Origin of the sequence: Chryseobacterium sp. WLY505, from assembly GCF_030846215.1 — a bacterium.
Lineage (GTDB): Bacteria > Bacteroidota > Bacteroidia > Flavobacteriales > Weeksellaceae > Chryseobacterium.
This window is the reverse complement of sequence record NZ_JAVCWI010000005.1, coordinates 167,127-182,077: the sequence shown is the minus strand read 5'-3', so window position 1 is coordinate 182,077 and position 14,951 is coordinate 167,127. Positions and strand designations below refer to the sequence as shown.

9 protein-coding genes and 1 riboswitch are annotated in these 14,951 nt (G+C 36.6%); of the genes, 8 read left to right on the top strand and 1 reads right to left on the bottom strand.

The genetic code is table 11. The features are described from left to right. Positions 1-11 precede the first annotated feature (11 nt). From RAH34_RS12845 to pckA, 7 genes are all read left to right on the top strand, one after another. On the top strand, positions 12-1,781 hold the full coding sequence (locus RAH34_RS12845; RefSeq protein ID WP_306596399.1) for a RagB/SusD family nutrient uptake outer membrane protein: 1,770 nt from the start codon (positions 12-14) through the stop codon (positions 1,779-1,781). A 92-nt stretch (positions 1,782-1,873) separates the two neighbouring features. Further along, entirely contained in the window at positions 1,874-3,811 is a 1,938-nt protein-coding gene (locus RAH34_RS12840; protein ID WP_306596398.1) for a putative porin, read from the top strand. 12 nt (positions 3,812-3,823) lie between these two features. Then, entirely contained in the window at positions 3,824-5,410 is a 1,587-nt protein-coding gene (gene bshC, locus RAH34_RS12835; protein ID WP_306596397.1) for a bacillithiol biosynthesis cysteine-adding enzyme BshC, read from the top strand. A gap of 38 nt (positions 5,411-5,448) precedes the next feature. After that, the gene (locus tag RAH34_RS12830) at positions 5,449-7,416 is read left to right on the top strand and encodes a LysM peptidoglycan-binding domain-containing protein (protein ID WP_306596396.1); all 1,968 of its coding nucleotides are present in this window, start codon (positions 5,449-5,451) and stop codon (positions 7,414-7,416) included. Between the two features lie 70 nt (positions 7,417-7,486). Then, a complete protein-coding gene (gene fabD / locus RAH34_RS12825; RefSeq protein WP_079240177.1) occupies positions 7,487-8,362 on the top strand; it encodes an ACP S-malonyltransferase in 876 nt (291 codons plus the stop codon). A 9-nt stretch (positions 8,363-8,371) separates the two neighbouring features. After that, positions 8,372-9,277 (top strand): GYDIA family GHMP kinase, encoded by a 906-nt coding sequence (locus tag RAH34_RS12820; protein WP_306596395.1) that lies wholly within the window; start codon positions 8,372-8,374, stop codon positions 9,275-9,277. A gap of 127 nt (positions 9,278-9,404) precedes the next feature. Next, complete coding sequence (gene pckA, locus RAH34_RS12815; protein ID WP_306596394.1) at positions 9,405-11,021, top strand: phosphoenolpyruvate carboxykinase (ATP); 1,617 nt, start codon at positions 9,405-9,407, stop codon at positions 11,019-11,021. Between the two features lie 149 nt (positions 11,022-11,170). Here the strand turns inward: pckA and RAH34_RS12810 are convergent, their stop codons facing one another. After that, positions 11,171-11,578 (bottom strand): type II 3-dehydroquinate dehydratase, encoded by a 408-nt coding sequence (locus tag RAH34_RS12810; protein WP_114819888.1) that lies wholly within the window; start codon positions 11,576-11,578, stop codon positions 11,171-11,173. A 244-nt stretch (positions 11,579-11,822) separates the two neighbouring features. Next, positions 11,823-11,921, top strand: a riboswitch (SAM riboswitch). Between the two features lie 83 nt (positions 11,922-12,004). Here RAH34_RS12810 and RAH34_RS12805 point away from each other — a divergent pair. Beyond that, entirely contained in the window at positions 12,005-14,938 is a 2,934-nt protein-coding gene (locus tag RAH34_RS12805; RefSeq protein ID WP_306596393.1) for a TonB-dependent receptor, read from the top strand. Positions 14,939-14,951: the final 13 nt, after the last annotated feature.

Here is a 14,951-nt window from a genome sequence, read left to right as displayed (position 1 = left end):
AATAAGTTGAAATGAAAAAATTAATTTTAAATATATCTATAATTGGTTCTGTTTTAGTTTCTTTAGGGACATTACAGAGCTGTAATGATGCAATTGAGACGAATTTGCAACCAGGAACTGTAGAGGACAATGGTGCTCCGTTTAAAACTACTGATGCCCTATACAATTATATGATGGGGAACGTATATGGGACATTAGAGCCTCAATATCCAATTCATGTTTCTGCAGTGCTTTCAGATGAAGTGAAACCAGGAGCGTCTAGTGGTGGGCAAGAATTTCAGTTACACCGTTACTTCTTAACTTCACAGGAGCCAAGAGTTGCAGAAATTTGGCAAAATAACTATGCTGTAATCAACCACGTTAACCGTTTGATTAGAGGTTCTGCTGGAATTACACCTGTTAGTACAGCAGACGCTACGAGATTAAAGCAAATTGTAGCTCAGGCAAGAGCGATGAGAGCGTATGCTTATCTGCAATTAGAGTCGCTATTTTCTACGAATATGACAGATCCTAATGCATTAGGGGTGATCTTGATTAAAGACGTACCTGAATTAAATACAAAATTACCAAGATCAAAAAATTCAGATATTTATGCATTTATTGAAGAAGATTTAACAGCAGCAAGAAGTGTTCTGACAGCTGAAGGAACTAATCAATATTTTATTGGTAAAAGTGCTGTTAATGCAATTTCTGCTAGATATTTCTTGTATAAAGGAGATTATGCAAAAGCTAAAACTTACGCACAAGCGGTAGTAGACGCAGCTGCCACTGGTGGTTTCCCATTAGCTAAAGCTACTCCTTTTACATTTGGACCTAATCCTGTAACTAGCTCTTACCACTCAGCAAACCCTACAGCGCAACCGAGAGATTATGTGGTTGATGGTCAGGAATTTCCTGCTACTATTACAATTACCGATGCAAATGGTAACCCACTTAATCAAGCTGTGGCAAATAACGGGAATGCATGGAGAAATTCATTTTACGGACAATTATCAACTAATGTAGGTACATCGTTCAATCCTTATCGTCAAATGTGGGTTGATCAGAATAGAGGAGAGTCTATCCTTTCTCTAGGACGTATTGCATTAGGTGGAAATGGGTTGCCTATTGGTGCTGTTTGGAATACGAATAGTTCTTCCCTTTCAGGTGCACCAATGTGGTTCTGGGGTCGTAACTTATATAACTTATTCCTAGAAGGCTACGGAGATGTAACAGGAGCAAATGTTGGTGCTAAAGGAGATATACGATTCCTTACTAATAGGGATCCTACTACTTCTCCTAATCCGAACTATGCAGCTTTATATCCTAATAACTTAGGTCAGACTAGATCTACCGATCGTTTAGTAGTTGATAAATATCCGGGTAAAGCAGGAACGAACACTAGAAATGATATTAAGCTTTTCAGACTTTCAGAAATGTACTTTATATTAGCTGAATGTGCAGTTAATGATGGTCAGCTTTCAACTGCTGCTAATTATATCAAAACTGTAAGAGACGCAAGAAACTTTAGAGGTACAACTACTGCTCCGACTTATGCTAGTGCACAAGCTGCATGGGCTGATGTCTTAAAAGAAAGACGTATAGAGCTTGCTCTTGAAGGGCATCGTTATATTGACCTTAAGCGTCTGGCGGTTAAAGCTGGTACAAAAATGGATAGAAACAATACAGATGATATTGTATTAACTTCTAATCTGGAGAACGGTGATTACAGATATACACTACCAGTGCCATTATCTGAGATTTCTGCAAATCCAAATGCTCAACAAAACCCTGGTTATTAATCATACAATAATCATATTATACAGAACCCCTGCTCAAAGCAGGGGTTTTTTATGTCCTTTTATTTCTTATTTTTGCTGTACAATAATGAATAATGAAGTACATCCTTTTCATACTCTTCTCTTTAGGTTTTGCAGCCAAGGCTCAGGTCGTGAATAAAGCAGAGACTAAACCTCAATCCCAAAAAGAAGACACTCTTGTGATAGATTCCGGGAAAAAAGATTCCCTGAAAATTTTCAAACCTACTATTAATGATTACCAGTATCAGACCCAGTTTTCTGAAAAGAAAGTTTTTGATACGGTAATGACCTTTGATAAAACCTATATCTTTTCACAGCAAAATAATAAAGACAATTTCGGAAGAATACAGCCTGCCAATATTGGATCAGGATTTAATCCCCTTGTATTCGAAGTCAATGCGGAGGAAAATCTTTCCCTGTTGCCATCCAATAAATCTTACATGATTATTGGAGCCAATGATGTGAAATACTATGATGTAAAAACACCTACTGCATCATTTATTTATCATAATGCAATGCGAAACGGGGCTGCTTTAAAGTCTACCTATACTCAGAATATCGGAAAAAGATTCAACTTTGCTCTTGAATATATGGGGCTTCGTTCGCAGGGACTTTACAGAAATTCCTTGTCAGCGAATAACAATACTTTATTTTCGGGACACTATGTTTCCAAAAGGGGGAATTATGAACTTTTTGCCCATTATCTTCATCAGAATGTAAATAATCAGGAAAGTGGAGGGATTACCGAAGATAATCTGTTTCAAAGTGGAGACAGCAATTATAGCAACAGACAAAATGCGCAGGTAAATCTCGCATCTTCAAGCTCCCAGTTTTCTTACAGAAGATACTACCTGAGTCATCAGTTTACGCCCTTTAATTCTGAGAAATTTCCTTTTAGTATAAGACATATTCTTTCTCATCAGGGAAACAAATATTACTATAACCAAACTGCTTTGGAGCCTTATTGGTATGATGATCCTGCTGAATTGGTGAACGGCTTTCCACTGACAACCAAAAAATACTCCGAGAATTTCAGTAATACCGTAAGCTTGATTTTTAATAATGAAAAATTCAAACTGGATGCCGGGGTACGTTATCAGATAATCAAATTCGGAATAAGAGATGTTGTTGCACTCAACAATGTACCTTTTCCGGGTGAGCTGAAAGAAAACAGAATCGGAGCTGTAGGAAACCTGCAGGTAAAACTTTGGGATAAAATTCAATTGAATTCATTCCTTGAGTTTTCAAACGGAAGTCAGTTTAAAAGTTATCTGAAGACAACCAATAATCTGAAGTTTGAGCCTATCAAAGATTATTTCGTGAATGCAAAGGTAAACTTCCAAAGTGCATATCCTTCATTCAATTATTTATTGAATACTTCTGTTTATAATAACTTCAATTATTATCTTGAAAATGCAAAAAACCAGTCTGTAATGGAAGTGGGAGGAAGCATTAATCTGAAATGGTTTAAAACTGAAATTTTTGCCAATTATTTCAGAATTGATAACTATACATACTTTGACAGCAATGGAAGCCCGAAACAAAGTGACAATTCAGTGAATATTTCTCAGATTGGAGGTGATGCTACATTCAGCTTCAACAAATTCCATCTGAATACAAGAGTGCATTTCCAGAATACCTTAACGAACAAAGATCTGCTTCCAATGCCAGGTTTCATCGGTAGAGCCAATTTCTTCTATCAGACCCAGGCTTTCAAAAAAGCAGCAGAAATTCAGGCAGGTGTTAAAGTATACTATTTCTCTAAGTTTGCATCAAGAGACTATTTCCCTGTTCTTAATGAATATATCCTTCCAAGAGCAGATTCATTTTCAATTGGAGGACAGCCTATTGCCGATATTTATATTAATATGAAAGTGAAAAAAATGTTCTTTTTCATAGAAGGACAGCAGATAGGAACTGTTATTTCCAATAACAAAGCATATGCATTTCCACATTATCCGGTGTATGATTTCAGATTGAATATCGGAATCGTGTGGTATTTGTTCAACTAAAAACGATACAGGTTGAAAACAATTAATAAAATATCATTTAACGATATAGAAAGTATTCCTCAGCTGGTAAAAGATTTTTTAAATCAGAAAATTGAGGGTTTTGAAAATAATACATTTTCCTTAGAACATTTCAGACAGCAGATTCATCTGAAGAAAGATTCTTTCACCTCTGAAAAAAGAAGCATTTTAGCTGATGTGTTTGAAGGACAATCAGAAAACTTTTCTCTTTCTTCAAAGCAGAGAGAAAATCTTGAGAATCTTAAACTGCCTAACACATTTACGATAACAACAGGACATCAGTTGAACCTGTTTTCAGGGCCTGTTTTCTTTGTGTACAAAATTCTTCAGACCATAAAGACATGTACCTATCTGAAGGAAAACTTCCCGGATTTTAATTTTGTTCCGGTGTATTGGATGGCTTCAGAGGATCATGACTTTGCGGAGATCAATCATTTTAAAACCGAAAATAACTATTACGAAACCAACGAAAAATCCGGAGGTCCGGTAGGGAGAATTGAAATCAGTGATACCTATTTTATTTCGGAATTTGAAAAAGAATTCAAAGATTCTGTTTTCGGTACAGAGCTGATCTTAATGATGAAGGAAGCTTATAAAGCTGGAAACACTTTAACGCAAGCTATTAAGATTCTTGTCAACCGTCTTTTCTCAGAATTCGGACTTTTGATTCTGGATGGAGATTCTAAAGAACTTAAAAACCTGATGAAGGAGATTTTTAAAGATGAACTTCTTCATTGCAGCTTACAGAAAACTTCTGAAGATAAAGTAAAGTTTCTTACAGAAAAATATGGAAAAGTTCAGGTAAACCCACGTGAAATAAATCTTTTCTACCTTTCTGAAACGAGAGACAGAATAGAATTTAACGGACAGAAGTATAGTATTGTAGATAAGCCTATCCAGTTTACAGAAGAAGAAATTCTTGCAGAATTGGAAAACCACCCTGAGAAATTCAGTCCGAATGCATTGATGCGCCCGGTATATCAGGAAAATGTACTTCCTAATTTAGCCTATATCGGTGGCAATGCTGAAATCATGTACTGGCTGGAATTGAAAGATTATTTCTCAAAAATTAATATCCCGTTCCCAATTCTGATTCCCAGAAACTCTATGCTTTTTCTGAAAGAAAAAACATTGGGAAAAATTGAGAAACTTGATCTTAAAATTGAAGATTTTTTTCAGAACTTCACCGTACTTACCAATCAGAAGATTTTGAAAGATAATCCGATTTTACAATTACTCGAAGAAAAAGAAGAATTATTGGTCAATAGTTTTTCTACACTGAAAGCTTCAGCAGAAACCACTGAAAAATCTTTCGGGAACATGGTGAAGGCGGAAGAAGTACGACAATTAAAATCATTTAAAAGAATGAAAAAACGTCTGCTTCATGCTGAAAAAATAAAACAAAATGAATTGCTGGAACGGCTTGAAAATCTGTTTTTAGATGTTCATCCCGCAAAAACATGGCAGGAGAGAGTCTATAACTTTAGTGTATTCTTTTCAGATTATGGCTATTCGTGGCTTGAAAATTGTTTGGAAGAAATGGTGGTTCAAGATTCAAAATTAATAATTGTTGCCATTTAATTTTAAAGAAGTATTTTTGTAAATTATAATTATCGAATATGATAAAGAGGTTTTTTATTCTATCCAGTTTATGTATGGTTTTGGGAGTTTCAGCCCAGAAATCACATACGGTTGTGCAAGGTGATAATCCTTACAATATTGCCAAAAAGTATGGAATGACTGTAGATGAATTGCTGAAGCTAAACCCAAAACATAAAGATGGCAAACTGGCGATCGGTGATGTTTTAACTATAAAATCAGATAAAGCTGCCACTCCGGTTGTAACAAAAGCAGTTCCGGTAGAAAAAGCAACTTCAACAACAAGTGCTTCTTCTTTGGGTAAAATTGTTTTACTGCCAAAACAAACGATCTATGGCATTACAAAACAATACAGAATTTCTGAAACTGATTTAAGAAAGCTGAATCCAGAACTGGATTCTCACATGAAAATCGGAGACGAAATTACCTTACCTCTTGCCAGCATTAAAAAATATGGTGGTGAGCAACAGGCTGTGACGGCAGAAAAACATACCGAACCCGCTGTAGAAAAAAACACAACTACGATGAACCCTACAACGGTTACCCCTGCTGTAGAAGGAGAGTCTTATGTGATTCAGGCGAAAGATAATTATTACAGAATTACAAAACAGTTTGGCATCAGCCAGCAGGACCTTTATGCCTTAAATCCGGGATTGGAAGAAAAAGGACTGAAACCTGGGGATACCATTAAAATAAAAAGAACAAATACAACTGCCAATACTGATGCCGTTGCAGAAACTACCAATCCAAAAGCAAAAATGGATTCCGGGAACGAAAAATCAACAGCTGCCTCCAATGTTGCAGTAGGTGATGATTATGTAACCTACACCGTTCAGCAGGGAGATACAGTATTCTCTATTGTTAATAAATTCGGTGTTTCTATTGATGAACTTATAGCACTGAATCCGGATCTTTCACACGGTCTGAAAACCGGAATGGTTCTAAAAATCAAAAAGCAGGATGCAGCATACGTGAAGAAAAACGGTGATGCTCTAAGTGTTATCTTAATGCTTCCTTTTGGGTACAGTACCAACGAAACCCAATACAGAGGAATGGCACTCGACTTTTTGACAGGAGCTAAACTGGCGATTGAAAGAAATGCAAGAGGAGGACAAAAGCTGGATATCAAAGTTGTAGATTCAGGAAATGAAGCTTCGTTCAAAAACTCTTTAACGCAGATCAATCCTGATAATACAGATCTTATTATCGGACCTTTCTTTAAGTCCAATGTCATTGATGTTCTTGATTTTACCAAAAATCAGAAAATTCCGGTTGTAGCACCATTTGCCAACTCTCCGGAACTCTATAACTACAGTAACCTTATTATCGTAGAAACAAACAATCAGACATATGCTGATAAGATTGTAGAAGAAGTAAAAGGAATTTATTCAGATCAGAAAATATATATAGTGGCAGATGCTAAAAAAGAAGATGCCAATTATATCAAAGCCGGCCTTGAAAAAGCGGTGAAAAACCCTAATATTATAATTGTTAATTCCCCGGCAGATATTCAGCCGGATCAGAATATGATGACAGGGCAGTCTGCACCGGTTATTGCTATTTTAGCAAATGATGATAATACTGCAGGAGATGCTTTTGCCAACAGAATGATTGCGATGTCCAAAGAAGTTCAGGGAATAAAAGCCTTCAGTATGTTCTATTCTCCTGTTTTTGAGAAGAAAGTGGATGAGCTGAGCCAGGCAAGTCTTGTATATCTGATGGATAGAAAGATTAACACCGACGGTAGCTTTGAGAAAGAAATTCTGGCAGCTTATAAAACTAAATACTGCAAAACTCCACCTAAATACGCGATCGTAGGTTTTGATGTGGTAAATGACATGTTAACCAGAGAAAATAAAAAAGGAGAAATCTTTAAACAAATGAATAAAGTTCAGACTCAGCTTGCTACCAAATTTGAGTTTGTAAAATCCAAAGCTAACGGTGCTTATGTAAATACCGGTTACAGAGTAATCAGGTTAGTACCTTAAATGATTTATAGCTATTTAAAAGAATATTGTTAACATTATAGTTATATTTGCATAATATTTAATTCAATACATGAAAGCACTTGTATTTCCAGGGCAGGGTTCTCAGTTCGTAGGAATGGGAAAAGAATTGTATGATTCTAGAAAAGATATTAAAGATCTGATGGAATCTGCCAATGAAATTTTAGGTTTCGACATTCTTTCCATTATGTTTAACGGTACGGATGCGGATCTTAAGAAAACAGAGGTTACCCAGCCTTCAATATTTATACATTCAGTAGCAGCATTAAAAGCCGTAAATGGTCTTGGTGCTGAAATGGTAGCAGGACACTCTTTAGGAGAGTTTTCAGCTTTAGTTGCCAATGGAGTTTTATCCTTTGATGACGGTTTGAAATTAGTTTCTGAAAGAGCAAAAGCGATGCAGGAAGCTTGTGATGCCAATCCAAGTTCTATGGCAGCTATCTTAGGATTAGACGATGCTAAGGTTGAAGAAATCTGTGCACAGATCAGCGGAATTGTTGTTCCTGCAAATTATAACTGCCCGGGGCAATTGGTTATCTCAGGAGAAACTCCTGCAGTAGAAGAAGCTTGCGCAAAACTGAAAGAAGCAGGAGCGAAGAGAGCATTATTATTACCCGTAAACGGAGCTTTCCACTCACCTTTAATGCAGCCTGCACAGGAAAGACTGGCCGCAGCTATTGAAAAAACAAAATTCAGAAAAGCAACTATTCCTGTATACCAGAATATCACGACAACAGCGGTAACCAATCCTGATGAGATCAAACAAAACCTGATCGCTCAGCTTACCGGTCCTGTAAAATGGACACAGTCTGTTCAGAATATGATTAAAGATGGTGCTTCTAATTTCGTAGAAGTAGGACCAGGAAAAACCCTTCAGGGATTGATCAAGAAAATTGACGGATCAGTAGAAGCTACTTCTGCAATCTAAACAAAAAATATGAACGCGATATTTTCACCGGGAAAGCTTATGCTTACTTCAGAATATTTCGCAATAGATGGAGCTCTTGTCTTAGCGGTACCTACCAGGCTGGGACAAGAGTTTTTCTTTGAAGAAAAAGAAGATGGAAAATCTCTTATTCTTTGGGAGGCCTATCATCAGAATACCCTATGGTTGAAGGCTGTCATTGATTATAAAACCTGGCAGATCTTAGAAACCAATATTCCATCAAGCGCTGAATTTATTACCAAAACATTACAAAATGTTCAGCAGCTTTCTAATAGTAAATTCAAAACCGACCTTACTTATCATTTAAAAACCAATCTTCAGTTTCCAGCAGACTATGGGCTTGGAAGCAGTTCTACCCTGATGAACAATCTTGCAGAATGGGCCGGAATAGATCCTTTTTACCTTAATACAATCAGTTTGGGTGGCAGCGGATACGATATCGCTGTGGCAAAAGAAAAATCTGCCATACTTTTTCAAAGTAAACCTGAGATAAAATATGAGAAAGTAGATTTTAATCCTTCTTTTAAAAATGAACTGATTTTTATTCATTTAAACCAGAAGCAGGATAGTAGAGAAGGAATCAATTTTTACAAGTCCAAAAAGAAGTCTCCGGAATTGGTTAATGAATTTTCAGATCTCACAAAAAAAATATTATTATGCAATGAATTGGAAAATTTTTCCGAATTAATGATGAGTCATGAGCATAAAATAGCCGATTTTCTTGAAATTCTCACAGTTAAGGAAAAATTATTCCCAGATTGCCCTTCATTTGTTAAAAGTTTAGGTGCATGGGGTGGAGATTTTGTAATGAGTGCCAAATTTGGGGACTATAAGAACTATTTTTGGGAGAAAGGTTTTCCCATTGTTTTGGAATGGGAAAATATAATTAGCTTGTAATCAGACGTTTGTAATCCTGTTTTTTTATTTGTCATTCTGACTTATATCAGTATATTTAAACCACCTTTAACAAATAATTAATATTATTTTTGTTGAAAGCAATAAAGAAATAGAAAATATAAGTAAAATGAAAAACACTAAAATCATCCAGGATTTAGAGAAATTAGGGATTAAAGGAAACTATGAAGTAGTGTATAATCCTTCTTACGAAGAATTATATCAGGCTGAAGTTTCTCCTGAAAATCAGGGGTTTGAGAAAGCTGAGCTTACAGAATCAGGCGCAGTATCAGTAAAAACAGGAATTTTCACAGGTCGTTCACCTAAAGACAGATATATTGTTCAGGATGATGTTACAAGAGATACAATTTTCTGGGATGGTAAAGTAAACTTACCTACAACAGCAGAAATTTTCGGTTCTTGTAAAGAACTAGTGATGAACCAGCTTTCTGAAGCTAAGAAGATTTATGTAGTAGATGCATTCTGTGGTACAAATGCAGATACAAGACTTAAAGTAAGATTTATTGTTGAAGTTGCATGGCAGGCACATTTTGTGACGAACATGTTTATCCGTCCTTCTCACTATGAACTGGAAAACTTTGGTGAGCCGGATTTCACAGTAATCAACGGATCAAAAACTACCAACCCGAACTGGGAAGCTCAGGGGTTACACTCTGAAAACTTTATCATGTTCAACCTTACTGAAAAACTACAGATCATCGGAGGTACCTGGTACGGAGGTGAGATGAAGAAAGGAATGTTTGCGATGATGAACTATTACCTTCCATTAAAAGGGATGGCTTCTATGCACTGTTCTGCCAACGTAGGAGAAAAAGGGGATGTTGCTTTATTCTTTGGTCTTTCAGGAACGGGTAAAACTACTTTATCGGCAGATCCTAAAAGATATCTTATCGGTGACGATGAGCACGGATGGGATAATAACGGAGTATTCAACTATGAAGGAGGATGCTACGCTAAAGTAATTGACTTATCAGAAGAAAAAGAACCGGATATTTTCAGAGCGATCAAAAGAGATGCACTTCTTGAAAACGTTGTTATTAACAATGGAGTAGCAGATTATACGGATGGATCTATCACAGAAAATACAAGAGTTTCTTATCCAATCTATCATATCAATAAAATTGTATTGCCTTCTAAAGCAGGTCATGCCAAGAAGATTGTTTATCTTTCAGCGGATGCATTCGGAGTACTTCCTCCGGTTTCTATCCTGAATGAAGATCAGGCTCAGTACCACTTCCTTTGTGGTTATACCTCAAAATTAGCCGGAACTGAAAGAGGAATTACAGAACCACAACCATCTTTCTCACCTGCATTTGGAGAAGCGTTCCTTACATTACACCCAACAATGTATTCTAAAACATTGATCGGAAAAATGCAGGAGCACGGAGCTAAAGCATATTTGGTGAACACAGGTTGGAATGGTACTGGAAAGAGAATTTCTCTTAAAGATACCAGAGCAATCATTGATGCCATCATTGACGGTTCTATTGACAATGCTCCTAAAACTCAGGTTCCGATCATGAACCTTGAAATTCCTACTGAATTGCCAAACGTTTCTACAGGTATTTTAGATCCTAGAGATACGTATGAGAACGCTTCAGAATGGGAAGAAAAAGCAAAAGATCTTGCTTCAAGATACATCAAGAACTTTGAACAGTACTGTGATACTGAAGAAGGTAAGAAATTAGTAGCTTCGGGACCTCAATTGCAGGAACAAACTATCTAATAGTTACCAATCAACATACAAAAAGCCTCATCATCGATGAGGCTTTTTTATTTTTTCCCTTAGAGGAATTATTGTATGATTCCCTGTTTACATTTACACAAAAAAATCTGTGAAATCGGTGTGATCTGCGGGAAAATATAAGTTAAAAATTACTTCAAGCTCAATAAAGCCAATCTATAACCATCCATTCCAAAACCAGATAAAACCGCATCTGTATTGGCTGCTGTCACAGATTTCTGTCGGAATTCTTCTCTTTTATAAATGTTACTGATATGTACTTCTACTTTTGGCTTTCGAATATTTTTCAAGCAATCAGCAATAGCGTAAGAATAATGAGTAAAAGCTCCCGGGTTAATTACTACGGCATCAAAATCATCCTCCTGAAGTCTGTTGATAAGTTCTCCCTCAATATTAGACTGATAATATGTTAATTCATGAGTCTGAAACTCGGATCTTAAATTTTCCAAATAGCTTTCCATAGAGACATTTCCATAGATTTCCGGTTCTCTTGTGCCCAACAGATTAAGGTTAGGGCCATTGATGATTAAAACTTTCATTCTATAAAATTAAAAAGTTTTTTTAATTAATTACATAAAAAATAAGTGATGCTGAATTTTTATTCCATTGAATTATTGATAATGATATTTATCATGTGTGAGAAAATGATAATAGTCGCAACTCCTTATTGTAATGGGTTTTATTAAAATTTTATGTTAATTATTAAAATATTATCATGAAAAATAAATAAGTCTACTTGTTTTGTAGACTAAAAGTTTTTAGCTTTGCAACCATATTTCGATCGGCTTATAAAGAAAGATGGAGGGAACTGACCCTGTGAAATCTTAACAACCTACCCGTGGGGCAAGGTGTTACGTTCAGCCTTTTAAGGAAAAATAAGCATTTGGTTTATCGTATTTATCGATGCCCTTTGCTGACTTTTTTGCAAAGGGCAAAATTTTAGTATATGATAAACAAAATTGATTATGATTAGTAAAAAATTATTTAGTACCCAAGTATGGATTCCTCCGGTTGCTGCTTTCTTTCTGGGAGTCACCAGTGTAAATGCACAGAATTCCAGACTGAAAAAAGATAGCCTTCATGAAAAGGAACTTGATGAAGTCGTAGTGGTAGCTTACGGAAAAGCTAAAAGAAATAGCTACACCGGTTCGGTTGCTACCATTTCCAGCGATAAAATCAATAACAGACCGGTCACCAATATTACCAAAGCATTGGAAGGGCAGGTTGCAGGGATTCAGACGACCAGTGCATCAGGGCAGCCAGGTGCCGTTTCTACCATTCGAATCAGGGGAATTGGTTCCATCAGTGCTTCCAGTGATCCTTTATATGTAGTAGACGGAATTCCTTTCGATGGAAATCTAAACTCCATCAGCCCAAGCGATATTGAATCCATCAGTGTTCTGAAAGATGCTACAGCAAGTGCTTTATATGGTTCAAGAGGAGCAAACGGGATCATCATCATTACTACAAAATCAGGTAAAAAAGGAGAAGCCAGAGTTAATTTTAATATCAGTCAGGGATTCTCCGGAAGAGCTGTAAAAGACTATGAACAGGTAAACACAGATCAGTACTTTCAATTATACTGGGAAGCATTAAGAAACGGATATCAGTCCGGGAAAGTTTCTTCCCAGCAGGCTGCACAAATGGCAACGGATAATCTTGTTTCTACCCTTGGAATCAATCCCTATGGAACAGCTTATCCAAAACCTGTAGGAACAGATGGAAAACTATTGCCTGGTGCTTCACCACTCTGGAATGACGACTGGAGAGATATTTTACAGAGAATGGCCTCAAGAAACCAGGTGGATCTTGATATCAGCGGAGGAAGTGATAAAAGTAATTACTTCTTTTCCCTTGGTTATCTGGACGACAAAGGTATGGCTATTGAGTCTGGTTTTAAGAGATATAATACAAGGCTTAAAATTAATTCCGAAGTAAAAAAATGGCTGAATGTTGGAGTCAACTTAAACTATACCAATAGTATTCAGCAGGCACCAACTTCTTCAGATTCCAAGGCGAGTAATATCATCAATGCCGCAAGGTTTATTCCTTCATTCTATCCTTATTATGAAAGAAATGCTGACGGAACTTATGTTTTGGATGCCGACGGAAATCCTATTTATGATTTTGGAAAATACAGGCCAACGAATGCGCTTCAAAACCAAAATGCTGCAGCAACTTTGCCATTAGATAAAAACGAAAATAAAGAAGATAACTTTTCAGGAAAAGGATTCATGGAATTCATTTTCTTGCCGGAGTTAAAATTCAAGACAAGCTTTTCTGTTGATTTGGTGAATTATAACGGACATTATTATTCAAATCCATTACTAGGACAAGGCGCGGAAATTGGAGGTTCGGTGACGAAGACCAATACCAGAACACTTTCCTATACGACCAGCAATATTCTGACGTACGATAAAAAGTTTGGAAAACACCATGTGAATGCATTGGCAGGGCATGAATTTTATAAATACGATTATCAGACCATTTCAGGAACAAGAAGCCAGTTTTCACTGCCTTATTATTATGAGCCGGATGCGGCTTCTTTACTAGGAAGTTTCAGCGGGAACAGTAATAAATTAAGCTTATTGAGTTTTCTGGGAAAAGTAGAGTATGATTATAACAATACTTACTTCTTATCTGCTTCAGGAAGGGCGGACAGCTCTTCTAGATTTGAAAAAGATAACAGGTGGGGAAGATTCTGGTCAGTAGGAGGTTCATGGAAAATTTCGAACGAGGAATTTATTAAAAACCTGAATGTTTTCAATCAATTGACATTGCGTGCCAGTTATGGAGGTCAGGGGAATGATAAATTACTTAGACCCAACGGACAACCGCTTTATTACGCGTATCAGGAACTATACAGATTTATCAGTCTTGGTGGAGAACCGGGAACAACCCTTGAAAAAACATCAACCAATAACGTGAAGTGGGAAACCAACCTTAATTTAAACGTAGGATTGGAATTCGCTGTTCTGAATAACAGGATTAAAGGTAATATTGAATATTTCAAAAGACAAAGCCAGGATCTTCTGTTTAACATGCCGGTGGCACCATCATTGGGAATCAGTGATTACCCTGCTAATATCGGAACGATTCAGAATACAGGATTTGAATTTTCATTATTTACAACACCGGTTAAGAATGATAATTTCCAATGGAATGTAGATGTGAACTTAAGTACTTTAAACAATAAAGTAACAAAATTACCTGGTGGTTCTCTTGTGGTAGGAACTAAGCTGTTAACGGTAGGAGGTTCTGTGTACGATTTCTTTATTCCGGAATGGGCTGGAGTAGACCCAAGCAATGGAAAGCCATTGTGGAAAACAGTTTCTACTGATGCCAGCGGAAACTCAGTGGAAGGAACGACTTCGGAATATTCAAAAGCGACAAAACTATTGCAAGGTTCTGCATTGCCTAAACTGACGGGAGGAATCAGTACGAGTATTACTTATAAGAATTTTGATTTTTCAGGATTATTGACATTCAAAATCGGAGGTAAAATTTTAGATACCGATTATACTTCCATCATGCATAACGGAAGTGCCGGAGGACGTGCATGGAGTTCTGAAATACTGAACAGATGGACACCGGATAATCCGTATACAGATGTTCCTGCATTAAGTACCACAACGAATAACTGGACATCAACCTCTTCAAGATTCCTTTACTCCGGAACGTATGCAAGACTTAAAAATGTAAGCTTAGGATATACACTTCCTGAGGATTATTTTGAGAAAATAGGACTGAAAAAATTCAGAATTTATATCCAGGCAGAAAACCTTCTGACCTTCTATAAACATAAAGGAATGGATCCTGAGCAGGCTTTGGACGGAACAACGTATTACAGATATCCTGCGATGAGAACGATCACTTTTGGTCTTCAGGCAACGCTTTAACCTTTTAAAATTG